The following is a 20,630-nucleotide window of genomic DNA, read 5'->3' as shown; positions in this document are numbered from 1 at the left end:
TTCGGTGGCCGACGAGGAGATCGGTCATGGCGAAGAATATCGTGGTGTATTCGGACGGAACCGGCCAGGACGGCGGTGCCCGGCCGGAGCAACGTATCAGCAATATTTACAAGATGTACCGCATATCGCGGGATCATGCCGAGACGGGCATAGATCCCTCGCGGCAGGTCGTGTTCTACGATGCGGGCCTCGGCACCGACATCGGCGCCACGGCCCTGACCGCGCCGGTCCGCTTCGTCCAGAAGCTGCTCGGGTCCGTCACGGGCGCCGGCATCAAGCGCAACATCGCCGACTGCTACGAATTCATCTTGAACCACTACGAACCCGGCGACAGGATATTCCTGTTCGGCTTCAGCCGCGGCGCCTATACGGTCCGCAGCCTGGCGAACCTGCTGATGCTCTGCGGCGTTCCCACCAAGAACCCGACCGGCCAGCCGATACGTTTCCGGAAGGCCGCGAAGGACATCGCGAAAGAGGCCGTCGACACCGTCCTCGAACACGGCGCGGGTCATCCGCGGGCCGAATTCGAGGACGAGCGGCTCGAACTGGCCAGGCGTTTCCAGATCAAATACGGATCCGGCGACGGATCCGATTCCAACGTCGCGCCCTACTTCATTGGCGTCTTTGACACCGTCGCCGCCCTGGGCGCCAGCGGCCTTCGCTACTTCGTCATCCAGGCTGGCCTCGCCGCGGGCGTCGCGGCCGCGGCGTTCGTCGTCGGTTTCATTCCCGCGGTGCTGATCGCGCTTCTCTGCTCCTGGTGGTTCGGCACCGGGTTCATGGCGACCGGATTTCTGGCGCAGGTCGCCATCGTCGCCGCTGCGCTCGGCGCGTTCTGGTACTGGCAGAACAAGTCGACGACCAAGACGATCGTCGACTATCCGAAGCCCGGAGAATCGCGGTCCCACAAGGCGGTGTGGAAGGGCGAGAACTTCGACCGCCTGTTGAGCCGTCACGTCGCGTTCGCGCGCTCGGCGAACGCCATCGATGAGACGCGCAAGGATTTCGACCGTGTGGGCTGGGGCGGCGGCAATGAGGGCGCACCGCAATTTCCCGGACACGAACGGCTTCGCCAGTGGTGGTTCGCCGGCAACCACTCAGACGTCGGCGGCTCCTATCCGGAGCCCGAATCCCGCTTGTCCGATATCGCGCTGGAATGGATGTGCAGCGAAGCCGTGTCCGTTCCGGACGGCCTGCTCACCGGCCCGATCGTCGTCGGCGGGAAGAAGATGGAGGGGACGGGCGACGTCGGCCAGGCGCTGAACGTCTATCCCGACGCCGGCGGCGTGCAGCACTGCGAGGTTGCCGGCATGCGCGACACGATCGACGCCTTGGCCGACGTGCTCCCGAACTGGTCGTGGCTGCGCGGTCTGCTTGCCCGTCAAAACTGGCAGGTGAAGCTGCGCGACGTCGGCGCCGAATCCAAGGTACATCCCACGGTGGGCCAACGCTTCGAGCTTCCCGCCGTCGTCCAATGCGCGAACGGAACAGCAGCCTACCGTCCCGAAGCACTCGCCCATCACGACGATTTCAAGAGGTACTATCCGACGAAGGCGGACGCGTCATGAAGCTGGTATCGCTGTTCGATGATTTTCTGAAGGACACGGTCAACCTCAACAAAACGAGGATCGACCTCCTGGAGGCCAGCATTCCCGCGCTCAAGTCGTTCGTGCGCGAATCCGACTGGAAGCCGAAGGTCCGCACCTTCGTGGAGCAGGGATCGTGGGCACACCAGACGATCATCCGCCCCGTCGAGGGCAAGGAATTCGACGCCGACCTACTGGTCGTCGTGGATCCCGTCGACGGATGGACTGCCGCCGAATATGTCGAGAATCTCGGCCGCTTGTTCTCCGGCAGCAAGACCTACGAGGACAAGACCAAGACGTGGGACTACTGCATCACGATCACCTATGCCGGCGACCGCCGGATCGACCTGGCCCCTTGCGTCGTCGGCAGGCTCTGGGAAGGCAGCATGGAGGTCTGCAACCGGAAAAGCAGCTTCGAACGGACGGAGCCGGTTGAATACACCGACTGGATGAAGGAGAGGAACGCATATTCGGGCAACAACTCCTTCCGCAAGGTGACGCGCCTAGTCAAGTATCTGCGCGACATCAAGCAGACATTCACCTGTCCGTCCGTTCTGCTCACGACCCTGCTCGGCAACGAGATCCAATGGTTCGAGAAGGGCAGCGACGAGTTCGCCGACGTGCCGACCACGCTCAAGACCCTGACGGGCCGTCTCGACGATCGGCTACGGATGTATCCGACCAGGCCTACTGTGACGAACCCGAAGCTGCCGAGCGAGGATTTTTCGCCGCTCTTCGGCACCGACGAGCAGTATTCGAACTTCCGCACGGTGATCGCGCGCTACCGCAAATGGATCGACGAGGCGCACGCGACGGAGGGGCGGCAGGAAAGCATAAAGGCGTGGCAAAAGGTGTTCGGATCCGAATTCGCCAAAGGCGATCTGGTGAAGGCGGCGGCGGACGGAATGACCGAAAGCACCGGCACTTCTCTGATCGGCCGATTCCTGGATTCGACGGCGGCTCATCTCGGCGGGATCGTGGATATGGTCAGGGACTACGGGATATCGATCCTGCCGTCCAGCTTCGCGCGGCCTCCGCACATGCAGGATCCGCGGTGGCGCAGCGTGCCGCAGCCGGCGGACATCGCGGTTCGAGCGGAGTGGCGCTCCGCCAGCCATGCGGAGGTCGGACGGCCCGTTGTCGCCGGTCAGTTGTTGAAGCCGCACGGAGGCCTCTACTTCCGTGCGACGCTCGTCGACGGAACTCCGGTGCCGCCGGAATACTACGTCGAATGGCGGATCACCAACACCGGCGCCGTGGCGATGTCTGCGAAGGCGGGACGCGGCGGATTCGAGGTGTCGAGCAAGCCGAGCGGCCGATGGGAAACGCTGCTGTATCGCGGTATCCACATGGCCGAGGCGTTCGTCGTCCGCCGCAGCGACGATGTACTGGTCGGCGTCAGCAAGCCGTTCTACGTCGTCATCGAATGAGCGGGAGCAGTGGATGAACACCATCGCGCGGGATCAGGACACGCCGGAATTTCAGCGACTGCTCAAGGCCCGCCAGCGCATCTATTCCGACGCGACGCGTTATCGGATACTCCAGATCACCCTGACGGTCGGGCTGCCAGTCCTCGGAGCGGTGCTGGCATTCACACATCAGGAGACCAGGCCCTACGTGGCCCTCTACGGCCTGATCGCGACGGTACTGGATGCGATGTGGATCGATCGGATGCAGCGTCGGCTGCTGAAGGTCGCCGCAAAGATCAGCGAAGAATTCGATTGCGTTCTTCTGAGGATGCCCTGGAATTCGTTCGTCGCCGGCAAGCGTGAAGATGCCGAAGTCGTCGACGCCGCCGCGCGCCGATGGAACGACGATGCATCGAGCATCGCGGGCTGGTACACGGGCATTGTTCCGACCTCCAGGCATGCGATGGCCCGCCTGGTCTGCCAGAGGATGAACCTGCAGTACGACGCCTCGTTGCGAAGGAAATATGGCACCTATCTGATCTGGGGTGCGGGCATCCTCTTCATCGCTCTGATCGTCGGCGCGGTGGTGAAGGATGTCAAACTCATCGACTTCGCGGCGGTCGCAGCCACGATTTCGCCTGCGATCTTCTGGGCGGTCCGCGAACAGTTCAGACAATCGGATTCCGCGACGGCCAACGAGATTCTAAAGAGCGAAGCGGAGAAGTTCCTGGAATCTGTCCGGACTGCCAGGTGCGACGATGCCGAATGCGAGAAGCGGTCAAGAGAACTTCAGGACGCTATTTTCCAGCGCCGGGTCGCCAACCCCTTGGTGCTGCCGCTAGTCTATAGGCTAATGCGCAGCGAATTAGAGAAGCAGGCACAGGCCGGTGCCGACGCTCTGCTAGACTAAATGGAGAGCAAACGTCGAAGGCGCCGCGAAGCGGGGTCGCAGCGTTGCAAGCGGAAGGCGAAGCGCCCGAGCGGAGAAGCAGACGAAGACGACACGTTACCGTCTCACCGGACGCCGGCCGAAGAGCGTAGAAGATATTGGCCGACTAGCTATCGTCATCCATCGAGGCCAACTCGCCCGCAATCTGTTCCGAATTTTTCACCCAGACCGGCACGTCCACCAGATCTTTGTCCTGTTGTCTGATCGCTTTCAGTAAACGCATCTCGTCTAAAAGATAGAATAACATCGCTCGTCTTACCGTGACGACCGAGAGGCTTTTCATCATTCCGTATTCCCGTGCGATCGTCGAGCGCTGCGTCGGCGACAATTTTGGGTGTGGAATGAATTCGACTTCGACCATCTTGTGCCAATCGTCATCAAGAGTGGAAGGAACGGCTGGATAGTTGGGCATAGGATCAGACGACAACACGCGGGAAAGGGAGAAGTCTATGAATCGCTTTCTGGAGAAGTCGAAGGCGCGGACATGGTAGCGTCCCGATGCCTTTACCAAGGCATGCGGACACACGATGCGTTCACTGCCTTCGGTGCTGGTCATCGACTGATACTTCAAGCGGCAGCTTTCGCGGAGTTCCGTCGCCGCGAGAAGCGCTCTAACGGAATTGGGCTCGATCCTATGCTCAGGAGCGCACAACAGCTCCACGGAAAATGATGCGTCCAGGCGGGCGTCTGGAAGTCTCGAAAGCCAGAGATCGTCTAGGGAACCCGGCCCATCAAACACGGGCACGAATTTTTCGGGTCGAAGATAAGTGCCAGCTCCCAGGCCGCCGGCGGCTGCAGGTCCCGGTTTCCTCTCGGCGGGAGGGGTAGTGGATAGGTTGCGATAGGTCTTTATATCTATTTTTCCTTGTACGTCGGATATGCCAAATTTTGCGGCATGATCGGCGAGTCGCAAAAACCCAAACCAGTTCAATCTGTCATCGACGTGCTTGAGGCGGGCCTTCAAGGCCGTGCCGCCTCTCAAGGATTTTAGTTCGGATAGTGACTTTACAGACATATAATATTCAGTTTTAATGTTGGGATGATGAGTACTCAATCAGATTCGGAGGAAGACGTCGAGATCGCACTCCGCGTGCTGAGCCGGGGATTCGTCGATTTGCATCAGGGCGTCCGGGCCGGCGAGATCGTGGATCCATATTCGCTGCCCCAGACCATGGGAGACGGCATGCGGATGCTGTCGAGGCTGTGCGTCAAAGCAGGCGCGGAAGATCTCGGGGACAGCATCCATTCTCTTTCGGACATGGCCCGGCGCCTCGCCGTCGGCGACTGGGGCGTTCCGCAGTTCGCCGCTCCGTTCCGTTTCGCCGAGGCCAAGCTCCTCACCTCCGAGCCGGTCGCTCCCACCGAGGAATGCCGTGCGCTGGCGAGCAAGGGCGGTACGGACGGAATTCTCGAAGGCGTCCATCACCTCCAGCTTCGCGAGATCGTGCAGCGGGTCCGCAGTCAGAGCCGGCTTCAGATCTATTCCATGCTGCGCGAACGGATCGTCCGCAAACCGGTGTACGAGCGCCGCGAGCTTTCCGGCTTCCTTGAGGATGAAGGCATCGTCGCTGCCGACGAGGTCATGCGTCAGTGGTCGTCCGATATTCCACTCGGCGCGCTGCGGCGCGACGGCTCGTTCGCCATTTGCGCGAACTGTGGCGGCCTTCTCTATCCCCACCGTGACGCGAATCGCTTTCCGGACGGCCGCTGCAAGATCGGCCCCTGCCGCGAGGAAGTGCCCTCATCGACGCTGCGGCGGATCGTCGAAGACGCTGCCGGCTGGCGCGTCTTCAAGGACGACATCCTGGCCTATTGGGTCGGGCCCGGCCTGGCGGAGATCCGCCTGTACGACGAGCTCCGCAGGGGCGGTGTGGACGTGCAGCTCTATCCTCGCGATGATGCCGCCGACGTCGGCCGGACGAGCGAGCTCGGCATCGACGTGAAGAGTTATGCCTGTCCCAGGCTTCTCGGCGACACTTTGTCCGAGCGGCTCGGCGGCCTGGCAACCTTCGACGAGCGGTACGTGGCCATTCCGGATGCCATCGCAAACCGCCGACCGGGTTATCTGGAGGACCTGCGCTACGCCTATCGCGGCTCGACCAGCGTTATGTTCGGAAAGGTCAGCGAGATCGCCGCGAGGATTCTCGGATGAGGGGCGCTCCGGACGGATACACGCCGGCGCTGCGCGCCCAGTGGATGGCGTGCGTGATGCATGACATCCTCGGCCTGCGGTCGCTCGCCGGCGCGCCGGCCCTCTTTTCGGGGTATCGCTCGATCGTCACGCATTCTGCCTTGGCCGACGCGCGCGTCGCGCTGCGCAACCTTCGCCTTCTCGGCGTCAACATCGAATCCGAGGCGCACCTACAGGAGGCGGTGACAGAAGCCCGGGCCTGGGAGGAGGATCATTCGTCCGCGGACGATTACGTCCAGCCGCCGTTCGAGATCTCGACCGATCCCGGCACCGGCTTTGCGATCCGTGAGCGCGTCCGTCGCGACGACGCACGTCGCGCCGGCATGCTCGCTTCCTTGTTAGTCGTGCTGCCTCACGACGTCCAGAAGACGCTGCCCGCCGACCACACCCGCCGATTTCGCTTCCGCGTCGACGGAGACACCGGGCCCGACGTCATCTGCGACACCCGCGAGATAGCGACGTTGCCGCCTCCTCCCCAGACCGCTCCGGAGATGCGGGAACGCGCGCCGATCAGCGTGACGATCGCGGAGCTCGAGGGCGTCGCCAGGGAGCTCGACGAGGAGGATGCGCGCGACCCGACGCGGGTACCCCGTAACTTCCTGACCCGGTTGAGGTCGGAGCGGGGAGAGGCCGTCTTTTCGGTGCTTTCGCCGCAGGGCGCAGAGCTCGCGCCAACGGACCGGATCGAGCTCGACGATATCAGCCACATGATCGGCCTTCCCGGCGCAGGCAAGTCGACCCTGATCTTCCTCCTGGTCGTGCTTCTCGCGCGGCAGGGCCGGCGCGTCACGTTGCTTGTCCCGTCGATCGAGTTCGCCCTCGCGCTCGACGCAGACCTCACACGGTATGCGGTGCCGACGGCGCTCCTCGTCGGCCAGTCGCCCGATGCCAGAAGACGGCATGCGACACGGCTGGCAGAGCGCATCGCGACGCTCGACAGCGCCGGCTTCGGCCAGACGGCGCCGGGTGCGGAACTGCTCGGGACGCGCTGCGCTCTCGCGGGGTTCGTGTCGGTGCCCCCGCCTGGCTTCGATTTCCCGCACGACCGCCCGCCTTGCAGGTCGCTCCGCCAGCCTGCGGTCAACAAGGACGGGAAGGAGGGCAAGGAAGGAAACAGGCTCTGTCCGCTCGCTGTCACTTGCGGTCGTCAGCGTTCATCTCGACGGCTCGCCGACGCCACGGCGCTCGTGCACATCGGGCACGTGATCTCGACCGAGGTCGTCGCCTCTCCGCACTTTCACACGGAGCGAATGCGGGAGTTCGAGATGCTCGCCCGCACCAGCGATCTCGTGATCATCGACGAGGTTGACGGAGCGCAGGCCGCGCTGGATCAAAAGGGCTTCGCTGAACTCGATCTGTTCGGCTCCTCCGACTCCTATGAATCCATCCTCCTGGACGACGTCTTCGATCCGGTCGCCTCGGGGCGCGGCTTCGCGGTGTCGAACTCGATCGAGAACTACACGCTGGCCTCCAATAGGTTCATGCGCCTCAATCGTGGGCTGCGCGCTCACCTGCTCGAGCGCATGGTCGAGGAGGGCGGAGTCCTTTCCCGGTACAAGGACGCCTTCGTTACGGGAAACTCGATCCTCGCCAGCATGTATCTCGACCCCGAGGTCGACGAGGAGGAACACGGCAGCGCCAGGTTCGATCTGGTCCGTCGGCTCTTCGAGCAGCTGGTCCGCTCCGTCCTGACGTCGGGCGTCGGAGGCGACGGCGAGGACGAGCTTTCGGATCTCGATCTCGAACGCGTCGCGCGGGATCTCGGCATCGACCATGCGGCACTGGTAGCTGCGGCCACGCGCTTCCGCGACGCGCTGTTCGCGCTGCTCAATGCCCGTCTGGTCGAGAGGTTCGCCGAATACTACGACCAGATGCAGGAGGTTTTCTTCGGCATCCTGCCGCCGCGCGCTGAGCTGGATCCGCAGGAGGCGCGCATCTTGTTTCGCTTCCTCGTCGAAGTGACGACCGTCGTGCTGCAGTTCCTCGCGCTCGTGCCGGCGCAGTACGCCATGATCGCCGAGGGCGTGCATACCGAGCGCGTGTTCGGGCAAGGCGTCTCGCTCGACATGCGCCGTCACCTGCCGGAATCGCTGATCGGGCGACTGTCGGGCATCCGCTTCTCGTACGAAACCGACGAACGGGGCAAACGAAAGCTGGCTCTGCAGTACCTCTCCTTCGCGGGCGTGCCCCGGCTGCTGCTGTATCACTTGTCTAGGATGCTGACGGAGGACGGCATCAAGGGACCGGCCGTGTTGCTGGCGTCGGCGACAAGCTATCTGCAGCCAAGCCCGAGCTATCACGTGTCGGTGCGCCCGAACTACGTTCTGCGCCGCGAGGGCGAACGCGAAGCCTGGCGCGAGAGCGTCTACGCCTTCCGGCCCGTCCGAGATCCGGACCGGCCGGGCGAGTTCGTGAGGGTCAGCGGCGCCGGCACTGAGCGCGATCGCAACCACGCCCTCCAGCTTCTCACGGATCATTGGTTCGGTGGCGCGGATCCCTACGTACGCCAGTTGCGCGAAGACCAGTTCGATCCGGGTCGCCGGACCGGCATCGTCGTGAACTCCTACGAGCAGGTGCGTTTCATGAAGGCGCACCTGAAGCGGACATCGTCGTCGGCCCATCGCGTGATCGGCGTGACGTCCGACATCGGCAAGATCCCGCTGCAGGAGCGGGCGGAGTGGGTCTCGGCCAGCCAGGTGGAGATGCTCGGCACGCGCGACGACTGGGATGCGATAATCTTCCCGATGAAGGCCATCGGCCGCGGCGTGAACATCGTGTTCCCGGACGGCGATCGCGTGCGCGACGCGGTCTTGGGTTCGGTCGCGTTCTTCGTTAGGCCTCACCCGACGGCCGACAGTCTCGCGTTCACCGGCGGTTTGGCCGGTCAATTGGCTTTGCAGTTCGACCAGAGAGCCATCCCTCCCGGCGCCGACATACCGCAGCTGGCCCGGGAATGGCGCAGCGCTCGCGATGACGCGCTTGACTCGCTGCGACGGCTGCTGCGCCGGCCGCAACAGATGAGCCGGCTCGGACCCATGATTCGTCCGTTCGTCGCGGACGGCATGGTCGATCTGCTGCAGACCATTGGTCGCGCCATGCGCAACGGCTGCAAGGCACGCGTATTCTTCGTCGACGCGTCCTTCGCGATGAATTCGACGCAGAACCGGCGCGACAGTCAGCGCTCCAGCATGGTGGTGGCGATGCGCGACGTGCTTCAGGAGCTTCTCTCGTCGGCCGACCCGGTCGAACGCGAAATCTATCGGCTCCTCTACGAGCCGTTCCTGCATCCGCTGCGGAGCTGTGCCAACGTGATCTTTCCGGAAATGAATCCAGAATGACGGACGAGGAGCGCCTTTTCGTCAGATCGTACGGGGAAAAAAGCATCCTCGAGAACGCTTTCGTCTGGCGCGGACTGCCTCCGTCGACGCCCTCGCCCGTCCCGCCGCTGCGCTTCGGCTGGACCGCGACCACGAGGGATCTCCTAAGGCGCATCGCGCGCAAGGCGGTCGACACGAAGAAGGCCGAGGGGAGGGAGCTACCGTACTCCGACCTGAGGGCCGCGCTGCAGGCGCGCGTCGCGGGGCTGGTGCTGCTCGACAGCCGGATCGCGCAGGCCGACGATTCACCCCTGTTCGCGGCGACCGGCGACGTAACGGAGATCGAGACCGCGGCGCACCGCTCCGTGGCGGCATGGATCCAACTGACGCTTCGGCCATGGGCGGAAAATCTCGGTACGGATTGCGGCGACATAGATGCTCTCGAGGAGAAGGGACGGCGGCGGGAGCTTTTCGCCAGACTCCCGTCGCCGCCGACGCCGGAGCCCGCCAGCGTGCCGGACGCCCTGCGTTCGGATTTCCGACAGTACGCCGACGTCCTCCTCGCGATGGCGGCCTCCAGCCTCGAAGGTGGCGAACTCTTCGAAGGACTGGGTCCGGTCCACAGGGTGCTCGACCGCGAATACAGGAACTCGATTGCCTTCGAAACGTGGCCCTCGGCCTTGCCCGGCGGCGACGACCTGTTTTCGATGGTGGCCATCGTCAGCGTCGAGACTCGTCCTTCGTCGCGTCTGCCGTTCCTGGTCGTCAAGGCCTCGAAGCGCATCTGGTGCCGCGAATTTCCGGCCGCCAACCGGCTGTTCGGACGACGCCGGATCTCGGTGCGCGTTCTCGCGCGAAGTTCTCCTGCCCGCGCGGTGACGCTTTCGGTGAGGCTCGAGCAGGGACTGCCGAAGACGCAGGTGAACGCGATCGTCTACGAAGCCGGCAGAGAGACCGGAGAGTCGTTCGTCGAGGATCTCGCCGCGCTGGTCGCGTCCCGCGGGCGCGCGCCCGATCTCTTCGTCGGGGTGCCGTTCCGGTACGGTTACAGGCCGGAGCCCAAGCTCGCTCCGGGCGTGACGCTGCAGGACCAGGTCGATCTCTTCCGGAAGGTCCAGGAGCGGATCGGCATCTTCGGATTTCAGGAGCCACGGCTCAGGGAGGTCGACGCGAAGATCAAGCGGCCCAAGGAATCCCATGATCAGGCGACCCTGCACAACCTGATCAACCATCATTTCGGGCGGGTTCAGGAACAGGACGTGCCCGCGCGCGTCGAGGAACTGTTCGGCGCTCCGGAGAAGAAGAAGTGGGGCCGCGAGACTCCCGCCAAGACGGTACCTCTCGAACCGCTGGTGCAGGCGAACCGGGAGCGGCTCGACAGGGCCTTCGGCAAGGACGTCGCGATTGATCTGATGTTCGTCTGCCGGCGCGAGGAGGAAGGGCGCCTCTTCGCCTCGGTGGTCTCGTTGATCTTCGGAGACCGGGTGAACGTCGTCCGCCACGCGATGCCGGACGGCGTGCACGGTACCCGCCAGCAGCTCGACGGCGACGCGCGGAACAGCAGGCTTAAAAGGGCCTCCGCCCGCAAGGAGGCGTGGCTGCCGCTCGCAGAGCGGATCCGGACCGAATTCCCCGGGGCGCCCGTCATCGTCCAGGCGGCGCTCAAGTATGACGGGAAAGACGAAGACGAAGTCAACAAAAGCGTGGGCCGGAACACGCTCGCCACCGTCGCCGGCAGCAACGTCCAGTACTTGCTCCCGCCGGCGGCGGGTCATGCCGCCGAATACATGCACCGAATCCAAGCGGCCCTCTACGACCTGCTGTTCGGTCACGCGGGGCTAGGACCGGTCCCGGCGCCCATCGTCGAAGCCGCGTTCGTCGACGGTCCTCGGCCGCGCACGATCGTCGGCATCTCTATCGTGTCGCAGGCCGGCTCCCGGACCGGGCGCCCCGAGGGGGCTACGATCGCGGTCGCGATGAAGACCGACGTCGCCACGGGGCGCATCTCCGGGCGACTCGGATTCCTTCGCAACGGCACGATGGATACGGGGAAGTTCGAAGCGCTCTCGAAGACCCTGGTCGCGGTTGCGGCTTCAGGAATTACCTCGCTTGGAGAGAAGCAGCCCGAGCGGCGCGAGAATTTCCTGTCCTTCGTGCGTCGGGTGGTCGAGGAGGTTGTAGCCGAAGATCCGAGCGCGCTGGTGCTCGTGGATTCCACGTCCGCCCGGTCGTTGTGGTCCTGGCTTTCCGACGAGAACATCTCGTCCGACCTCTATCTCGAGGACGTCGCCGCCGCGCCTCCCTCGTCGTGGAAAGGACTGCGCTTCGTCAGGGTGAGGGAAGGATCCGCGGGACGGCTTTCCGTCCTGACCGAAAGAAAGTGGACGCCCGTCACGCGGGAGGGTCTGCCGGTCCCCGCTGATCCGATCGAGGAGATCTACGCCACGGCCGCGGAGCGGCTGATCGAAAGTCTTCCCGAAGGAAACGCGCGGGCGCGCCATTATCTGACCGCGCACGGCTTCGACGTTCGCAATCGGGGTGCGCGCGGTCAGTCGGTCTATCGCGGCAAGAGCGGCTTCCAGAAGTTCGGAGCCCCGACGCCCGCGGACTCGCCGGTCGGGAAGAAGATCCTGATGCGGCAGGCGCAGATCAAGCCGTGGGACCCGCCGTCGAGGATTCCCGTCACGCTCGAAGTGACGGTGCTGCCTTCCCAGACCGGAGACGAAGACGCCATCGCCGCATTGGTCGCGGGTCTGCGCAACGGCTATGCCCATACCGGCGACGGTACCTTCCTGCCGGCTCCGCTTTCGTTTAAGTCGAAGATCACCGACTACATGGATCGCTACGGTACCGGCGCCGTCGAGGACGAGCCCGAACCGGATCCGATCGACGACGGCGACGACCGTCGGGACGAGGATGAAACGGTCGATGCCTCGGCCGACGTGATCGGCTACGCCGAGACGCGACGGTGGTTCGAAGGCACCGTCGACGTCGACGACGACGAGCTCCCGGATATCGACGAGCCGGAAGAGCCCGACGAGACGAAACCACCTCTCCGTGCGCAGGCCCCGCCCGTCATTCTGCGCCATCCGGAAGCCCGACCGCTCGTGTTCGCGCCGGGCGCGGACACGTCAATCAAGGCATCAGCCATGCTCGAAGCCGTCAAGATAACAGACCCGGCGCCGGAAAGCCCAAAACCGGAGCAGGCCGCGATGGAGTTGGAGGATCTGGTCACGCTGCTTCGGAGCAGGTCAGCGCCGCTCCCGGGTTTCGCAACCAAGCAATTCCTCTCGAACGCGATCAATATCGTGCCCCGCGACACGCGGCTCATGCACGAGGATCGCGAGTGGATACGAAAGGCGACGGGCTATCCGTGGCCGGAGGAACGACCGGCGCCCGAAGACATGCCCGGTCTCTACGAGGAGGCCTTGCGGTACCCCGCCTTCGCCATCGTCTTCCAGCACCAGTTCTTTCCTGACGACGACAACCGCGGAGGCCGCGGGCTGCCGAAGAACCTGATCATCGTGAGAAACACGGACGCCTGGAAGCGCGTGCGGACGAAAGGACCCATACCGAAGGGCGTCGCTGGCGTGCCCTCCCTGCGGATTCTGCATTGTGTCCAGCAGGGATGCGACAAGGAATCCCAACTCGCCGAGGCTCTCGGTCTTCCCGGGCACGACGCTTGGGGCGCAAGGTGCTCGACGGCGACGGATGGGTTGGAGAAGCTGGACGCCGAAGGAGGAGAGTGGGCCGACCTGGCCGAATATCTGCGGGCGGTGCTGGGTCCCTTCCGGCAATTCGGCCCGGAGAGGACCATCGGGGAGATCATGGAAGAGGTCGTGATCCCGCAAGCGATGAAGCAGGTGCTGACCGAAGCCGCCCCCGCTGCGGAGCTACCGGAGCGAACCACGCCGGGTGCCGAGCCTGAGCCGGTGGTCGTCGGCGCCGCTCTTGAAGACGAAGCAGTCCGCGAGCCGCTCGACGATCTGGCGGCGATTGAACGAACATGGCGTTCGGAATGCGAGAAACTGGCGGCATTGGCTGGCGCGGCCTCTTGGGCGGGGCCGCAGGCCGATGGTCTGGACGCAATTAGGTCGAGCATGATCGTCCTGCAGGATCTGAAAGATCGCGCCGCGCGGTTGGTGCCTTGGATGATGTCGACGTCCGACCTTCGCGAGAACCTCAGGCGCCTGACGGCCAAGGCCGCCGAATCGTTGACCTCGCTGCTCGGCGACGCCTCTAACGCTCCCGAACTTCTGTCGAAGCTTTTCGACCTTCCTGACGAAGCTGGCGAAGCCGACGTCGCGTCGGCGGACCATCACCGCGTGGAGGCCGATACGGCCATGGCGGAATCCGACGCCGGCGCAGCGGAGATCGAGCGTCTCGAAGCGACGCTTCCGCGCAAGACGGCTCGGGCTCACGCAGTCGCAATCGACGAGGATAGAGAGCGGGCACTGCGCCGCGTTCTCGAACATGTCGGTGCCGCCATCGAGGTGTTCCGCAAAAAGGCCGGAACCGACGCGGGACCGCCGGCGCCCCCGCGCGAAGGCCCGGCCGTAGATCCCGTCGCGATCCCCGACGAACCGTCCGACGTGGCCGTTCCGGAAGCGGCCGCGCATCGTTCGACGGAGCTCGCGACCGACGATGCCCCGGATCTCGGAGACGAACTACTGCTTGAGACGGACACCGCCGAGTTGCCGGCTGCATCGCTAACTCCGACGGCGCCGCCGGTCGCGGCCGACGAAGTCGTCGAGGACCCGCTGCTGCAGGAAATCACCTCGCGGCTGGACGCGTTGTTCGCCGCCGGCGAATTCGGCTTGGCCTACCATCTGCGCCGCTGCGCGAGGTCCGTCCTGCCGTCATCACCGGATATCTATACGGAAGAGGAGCTCAGACTTGCCGCCGCCGACGGGCGGGCCATGGGGTTGTCGGGCCAGGACGTCCAGTTTCTGACGTCGTCCAGAAGCGAAGCGCTGACCGTGGCGCAATCGCTTGCCGACCAGGAGGACGATCGGTCGATCGCCCGGCTGACGATGCTGCTCGCAACCGCCATTCCCGCGGCCCTGTTCCGGCCGGACGACGGTGCCGCGGTGCCCCTGATCGAAGCGATCACGACCTTGAAGCCCTTTGAGCAGCTGCGCAGCGCCTACACGATCGTAGAGGAGAACCGTCGCTTCAATTTCCCGCTAACGGCAGCCAACCTGATGGCCATCGAGGCGCATTCGCGCGAGAGTTCGTTCGTGAGCGATGCCGTGGCATCGATCAAGGACACGGTGGTCGGACTTCGGTCGACGAAATTCCGGTTTCAGTACGGCGAGCGGGTCAAGGCCGCGCTCCTGCAGCCCCAAGGGTTGCTCGGTCGTCTCCTTTCGAATCTGACGGAAACGAGCCATGACGTAGCTCGTGAGGTTTCCGAAAAGCTTCACCGCCGGGAAGACATCCTTCGTCTCCTCGATGCGGCAGGGTCGGAGGGAGCGAGCCAGGAGATCGACCTTCAGGCGCGAGAACGCATCTTCGCGGCCCTTTCGAGGGTCGGTCAGCAGTGTGCTGATCTGGTCAGGGCTCTCGAAGGATTGGCCACGCTCCGCAAGTCGGCACAGCGGCTGGAAACGGTTAAACGGCTGCGCGATACGGCGCTCGCGGAGATCGATGCCGCGTTGGCGCGGCCCCGTCCGGACGGTCCGCAGCTGATGGCGGCAGCGAGCGGACATGCAGCGGTCATCCTGCGATCGGTGCGGGATACCCTCAAGGGGCTGTCCTCCTCGGATCGGAACGTTCCTCCGCTTGCCGTCGGATTGCACACGCCCTTGCTGTGGCTGCCCAACATGACCTGGACCGGCGGCTGGATGCCTTCTCCCTATACGGAGGAGCGGATCCTCCAGGAGATCATGAACGCGAATATTCCGCTGAAGGGCGCCGACGCCGGCGCCGCGATCGCGAGTGCGTTCGAAGCGCGCCGCGCGGAATCCGCTTTCGTGCCGGCGTACATGCTGGCCAACATCGCGCATTGGTTCGGCGTCAGCGAAGCGACCGCGGATTCCCTGAGGGCGAGGCTCGACGCCGACCGCGAGACCAAGAAGAGCCAGGTCAAATCGCGGCTCGCGGCTGCTGAACGCTTGATCGAGCGCATGCGCCGCATGGCGGTCGGTTCGCTCGATCAGTCGGCCCGACTGAAGGAGACGCTGTCCACCATCAACCCGAACAACCTGCCCGCGGAGCTGTCGCCGTCCTTCCTGCCGGAAACGCTGGCGGGGGACCGCGTCGAGGACTTCAATTCGGCCTTCGCCAGGATCAAGGAGGTCGAGAACGAAGCGCAGCGCGAATTCGAAAAGACGGCCACCGAATTCACCGGCAAGATCGCGGCACTCGACGAACAGAAGAAATTGGACCCGGAGACCGCCGTCGAGCTCCGCAATCTGCTTCAGCGGCGGGAATTCACGACGCTGGCCGACTGGTTGAACATGTTGAGCTCCGGTAGCCCCCGCCGCCAGCATCTTCCCAGCGGCACCCTCAACGTGCGCCTGGCCGAATTCAAGGAGCTGCTCCCGCTGCAGGAGTTTTCGGCGGTCGACGTGCTGAAGGCGGCACGTGCGATGGACGAAGGCCGGTCGTACGGTACGCTCGACTACAGCCATCTCGAACCGGAGCAGCGACAACAGGCGGCAAACATCGCCAGAACCCTGCTGCCCGCCCTCAAACGATACATGAAGGCGGCCTCGGGTTCTCAGGTAAAGGATACGCTCCAGACCGTCGTATCGCAGCTGCTGTTCGAGGTGACGAAGCTCGACCCCGACGAGGTGCTCACCAAGGTGAAGCAGCAGGTCTACGTGTTCGACGCGAAGGTCTCGTTGCCGTCGGTGGATTCCAAGTCTCTGCTGCTCCCGGAATTCGGCAGCCTCACGCAGGGCTCCTGGCGCATCTGCGTGGCAACATCGACGACGCCCCAGCCGGCTCTGCTGGAATTGGCGGAGGGCGCTTCGCCGCGCGGCGTTCTTCTGATCTATCTCGGCGTGCTGAATCCGGAGCGGCGCAAGAATCTGCGGCTGGAACTCTTCAAGCGCAAGAAATCGATGCTCGTCGTCGACGAGGCACTGGTCACGGTCGCGCTCGCGGACAGGTCGGATCACCGGCGGGCCGTTCTGGAGATCGCGCAAGGATTTTCCGGCGCCGATCCGTATCGCGACTACAATCGCTCGGCCGTTCCCCCCGAGATGTTCAAGGGACGCTCCTGGGAGAGGAGCGCCATAGAGCATTTGTTCGGATCGCACATCGTCTTCGGCGGCCGGCGGCTCGGCAAGACCGCGCTGCTGAGGCAGATCCATGCCACCCCACCCGCGAACGCCATCTTCGCCTACGTCGACGTGGATTCCGTCGTCGACGCATCGAATGCGTTCGAGCAGATGTCCCGCCGCATCCCGATCTTCACCTCGCCGGTGAGGAGCGAGGACGAATTCACCGCCACGATCGCGAAATGGCTCGACCAGGACGAGCGCCGCCGGCTTCTGCTGCTGATCGACGAGGCGGACAACTTCGTGCTCTACGAAAGCCAGCACAATTTCCGCTGCATCCGCACGCTGCTCCGCCTGATGGCGGATACCGGCAACCGCTTCAAGTTCGTGCTGGCCGGCCTTCACAATGTGTCCCGCATTGCGCGGACGGAGAACTCGCCGCTCGTCCACATCTCCAACAATCCCCTTGAGATCGGACCCCTGCTCGACGAGGACGTCGACGACGCGGAATTCCTGATCCGAGGCCCGCTCGCCGCCATGGGCTTCGAGTTCGAGAACAGGGAAGACGCCTGGCGCATTCTCAGCTTCACGAACTACTACCCGGTGCTCATCCAGGTATTCTGCGAGGAGCTGCTCAAGATCATCCACGGACGCGTGCAGCAGACGAACCGGCTGCCGGATCTGATCTCGACGGCATTGGTGGAGCAGGCACTCGATTCGGCGGACGTCCGTGGCAAGCTGTTCCTCACTTTCGAGAAGACCATCAATTCGATCGAAGGCCGGTACGAGCTCCTAACATATATCCTGGCGGCTCGCGAACTCGTGGACCATGGTTCCGGCATGTCCGCCGAAGGCATGACGCCCGCCGAGGTGGCGGAGCGGGCGATCGAGTACTGGCCCGCTGCATTCCCTCGGGGCAGCGACCCCATCGAGATCGAGTACCTGCTCGAGGAGATGGAAGGCTTCGGGATCGCGCGACGCACCTACTCCGGTGGCTTCGCGTTGCGCTCTCGCAGCCTCCTCGAGCTGATGGCGTACGACGAAGCCGATCTGACGAGCAAGCTCGAGCAGTATCACAAGCGGCGCCCGGAGCGGATCTTCGACCCCAAGAACAACCGCAGGACGCTCGCAAAGCCGCTTCCTACGGTCGACAGCAACGGCCACCTTTCGCCGCTGACCAATGGCCAGGAGGCCGACCTCCTCGCCCCGTTCGCGCCCGCCGCCGCGGTGAAGGCGGACGGTTCGCCGACGTCCCCTCGCGCACACGGCATCGGCGTCGTCTTCGGTACGGAGTTGGCAGGCGTCCGCTTCGTCGAAGCGGCGCTGATGGATGCCGAACGGACGAAAGACGGATTGGTCGAGGTCGAGCCTCGGACCTACGAAGCGAAGAAGGACCTCTTCGACGATGCGAAGCGGACCTCGCGGTCGGGGCGGCCGCGCGTGATCGTGGTCTCGTCGAGAACGCCGTGGCGTCCTGACTGGATCTTCGAAGCAGAGCGGCTCGGTCGCGTGAGGAAGGGCGAGGTGAGGATCGTCTTCGTCGGCGATCCGGTTCACGCCTCCGCGTGGTCCGAGGATACGGCCGTGCTGAAGCGCATCAGACCCCAGGTCAAGTTGGCCCGGCTCCGGCCGGTGACGCGGTCGTACCTCGGGTCGCGCCTCGAATCGCTCCAGCTTTCCGCCGACTTGATGGATCGCATCCTCGAGGCGACCGGCGGGTGGGCCGAAACGGCCGGTCCTCTCCTGGCCAAAATAGCCGAACGGCCGAGCCAGGCGTCCGCCTTGATCGAAGCCGACAAGCAGGCCTTGCTGGCCGCGCCGGACCTGTACGTGCGATTGGGCATTCAGCCGGAACTCGTAGCCTTCTTCCGGGAACTCGCTCAGTACGCGCATGGTTCAGTCATCACGTACCGGGATTTCCAACACCTTTGCACCGACGGCAGGAAGATCGTTCCGAGCGTCTTGGCGGTCTACAGCGATGTCTTGGGGATCATCTCGTTCTCGCCGGACCAATCGGGGAATCGCAGCCTGCACAAGGTCGATTTGAATCTGCTGGTCCTCGCCGCACTGCTGAAGCCGGAGTGAGGCATGGAACGCGAAGCTCTGTGGTGGTCGCAAGCTGGGCCGTCGAGCGTTCTCGGCAAGATCGCGCTCGCGGTCTCGCGGAAGGAGAGAGTCGTTTGCATCTCCACGCCGTTTCCGAGGGTTTCGGGAATGACCGCTGCGATCGAACGAAGGCTCCGTACAGAACTTTCGCTCGACAGCGTGTCGATCGATCTGAGCACCGAGGATCAATCGCAACCCATCGCCCACCTGCTGGCGGGCTTCCTCGACGTTTCGGCGGTCGAGATCGGCACGGTCACGGACTTTGCGGTCCATCCGAGCCTCATCGACCGGGTGCTGGTCGTCGATGGTTTGGACCGCACGCAACTGCGCCGGTGGAGTCTATTCCTGCGCCAGCTCATGGCCGAACCTGCGGAGGAGGCCGTCGTCGGACCGGTTCTGCTTGTGCTGCTCCCGACGAGCCTCAACCGGGACGACCGATCGGCTCTTTGCGGTCCCGCAACCCTGGTTTCGACCCAAGGCATGTGCGACCGGTACGACAGCACGAGCTATGCGGCGGCGATCGGCGCCCGTCCCGCGCAGGGACTGACCTCGCGCGTCGGGCACGCTGCGGCGATCGAAGTGGCGGCCTGGTCGCGCGAACTGCTTGAGGAGATGGTCGGCTGGGACGCCGCGGACCAGATTGCGCCCTTACCGTTGCTCGATCGGCTCGTGGCGAAAAGGCGGTATCCGTTTCCGTGCTGGGAGAACGGCCTAGTCGACTATTGGGACGACGAGCCGGCTGCGCACGCCGTGGCCGCACTCAAATACGGATATGTCGACCATATTCGGCGAAGGGTCTGGAGCGCGCAGGCAAGTATCCTCCTGCCGTTCACCTATCGCGTCTTGAGGTCGCTGATCGCGAGGTACCAACACGTGCTCGCCAGGAAGGTCTCTCCCGCAAAGCCCTACGTTCGCAAGATCCACGATTACGTGAAGACGATCGACGATTTCTGGAAGCTCGAATTTCACGACCTGAAGGAGTTCACGAAGGATATGCTCACTCCTAACGAGACAAACCTGCTGGGCCAAGCCGGCTGGATCCGCAACAAGGTGGCGCATTTCCAGGCGATCGAACCGGAGGTCGTTTCGCGGTTTTCCGATTACTACGAGGTGACGATCGGGGACGTCGACTTCGAGATTCCGGGCTGGAACTGGCCCCGCTGCGGACAGAGCATGACGCTCACGGTAGGCCCTTCGGGAGCGGGGAAATCGACTTGGTCGGCAGCGCAAGGCGTGGATGTCGTTTCTTCAGACGAAATCAGGACCGAGAGGAGTCTGGACGGCGAGGTGCGCGGCTCGCAGTCCGAAATCTTCCACGAAGTGCGCATGCGAAGCGCCAAGATTCTCGGAAACGGTCGATCCGTCATCGTCGATGCGATGCATATCGAGCGAGAAGATCGACTTCGTCAGCTGGCGATAGCCCCCGACGACGTCCCGAAGAAGTACGCGCTCATCGACCGGCCGCTCGAGGACAAGCAGCGTGACGGCGGCTGGAGAGGGCAGAAAGGTCTCGTCGACAAGTATCATCGCCTCTTCGCCGATCACGCGGGAGCCGCGCTCGCGGGAGACGGAAGAAGCGATGTCGAGGTTGTCGATCTTCGTGCTCAAGCCGACGGGCCGTCGCCAGTTGATCCCACTGGATCGGCCGCGTCATGCGCGTGACGAGCTCAACATTGGCCGGTGTGGCGACGATGCCCCTTGCAAGGAATTGGAGGCAAAGCAGCATTTTTGCCTCTAGTCTAATTCCTTACAGTAGAACACTCTTGGATCGTCTCCGCGGGCCGGCCTTGCGCATTGACGCGCTGTCGACCGATCGACGCTGATGCCTCCATCAGGTCGAGGG

General features: G+C 64.0%; 8 protein-coding genes. 7 read left to right on the top strand and 1 reads right to left on the bottom strand.

Annotated elements, in window-relative coordinates; translation table 11 throughout:
• The first annotated feature begins 26 nt into the window (after positions 1–26).
• From M6D32_RS03135 to M6D32_RS03125, 3 genes are read left to right on the top strand one after another with little or no spacing between them, the layout of a single operon-like run.
• Positions 27–1,568, top strand: a complete 1,542-nt coding sequence (locus M6D32_RS03135) for a DUF2235 domain-containing protein (RefSeq protein WP_298253214.1) — start codon at positions 27–29, stop codon at positions 1,566–1,568.
• Positions 1,565–3,016, top strand: a complete 1,452-nt coding sequence (locus tag M6D32_RS03130) for a cyclic GMP-AMP synthase DncV-like nucleotidyltransferase (RefSeq protein ID WP_298253213.1) — start codon at positions 1,565–1,567, stop codon at positions 3,014–3,016. The genes M6D32_RS03135 and M6D32_RS03130 overlap by 4 nt, the downstream gene beginning before the upstream one ends.
• Before the next feature lie 13 nt (positions 3,017–3,029).
• Complete coding sequence (locus M6D32_RS03125; protein ID WP_298253210.1) at positions 3,030–3,905, top strand: S-4TM family putative pore-forming effector; 876 nt, start codon at positions 3,030–3,032, stop codon at positions 3,903–3,905.
• A 145-nt stretch (positions 3,906–4,050) separates the two neighbouring features.
• Here M6D32_RS03125 and M6D32_RS03120 read toward each other — a convergent pair whose 3' ends face one another.
• Positions 4,051–4,908, bottom strand: coding sequence for a WYL domain-containing protein (locus M6D32_RS03120; RefSeq protein ID WP_298253208.1), 858 nt, complete (start codon positions 4,906–4,908; stop codon positions 4,051–4,053).
• A 78-nt stretch (positions 4,909–4,986) separates the two neighbouring features.
• Between M6D32_RS03120 and M6D32_RS03115 the strand changes: the two genes are divergently transcribed.
• The 4 genes from M6D32_RS03115 to M6D32_RS03100 are packed head-to-tail and all read left to right on the top strand — an operon-like array spanning position 4,987 to position 20,449.
• Positions 4,987–6,096, top strand: a complete 1,110-nt coding sequence (locus M6D32_RS03115) for a hypothetical protein (RefSeq protein WP_298253206.1) — start codon at positions 4,987–4,989, stop codon at positions 6,094–6,096.
• A gap of 56 nt (positions 6,097–6,152) precedes the next feature.
• The gene (locus M6D32_RS03110; protein ID WP_298253204.1) at positions 6,153–9,473 is read left to right on the top strand and encodes a hypothetical protein; all 3,321 of its coding nucleotides are present in this window, start codon (positions 6,153–6,155) and stop codon (positions 9,471–9,473) included.
• Positions 9,470–18,766: an RNaseH domain-containing protein gene (locus M6D32_RS03105; protein ID WP_298253202.1), complete on the top strand. Its 9,297-nt coding sequence runs from the start codon at positions 9,470–9,472 to the stop codon at positions 18,764–18,766. Before M6D32_RS03110 ends, M6D32_RS03105 begins: the two co-directional genes overlap by 4 nt.
• Positions 18,767–18,769: 3 nt before the next feature.
• Positions 18,770–20,449, top strand: coding sequence for an AAA family ATPase (locus M6D32_RS03100; RefSeq protein WP_298253201.1), 1,680 nt, complete (start codon positions 18,770–18,772; stop codon positions 20,447–20,449).
• The last annotated feature ends 181 nt before the right edge of the window (positions 20,450–20,630 follow it).

This window comes from Bradyrhizobium sp., assembly GCF_027307225.1.
GTDB lineage: Bacteria > Pseudomonadota > Alphaproteobacteria > Rhizobiales > Xanthobacteraceae > Bradyrhizobium.
The sequence above is the reverse complement of the archived record's forward strand: the minus strand, read 5'-3'. Positions and strand labels throughout refer to the sequence as shown.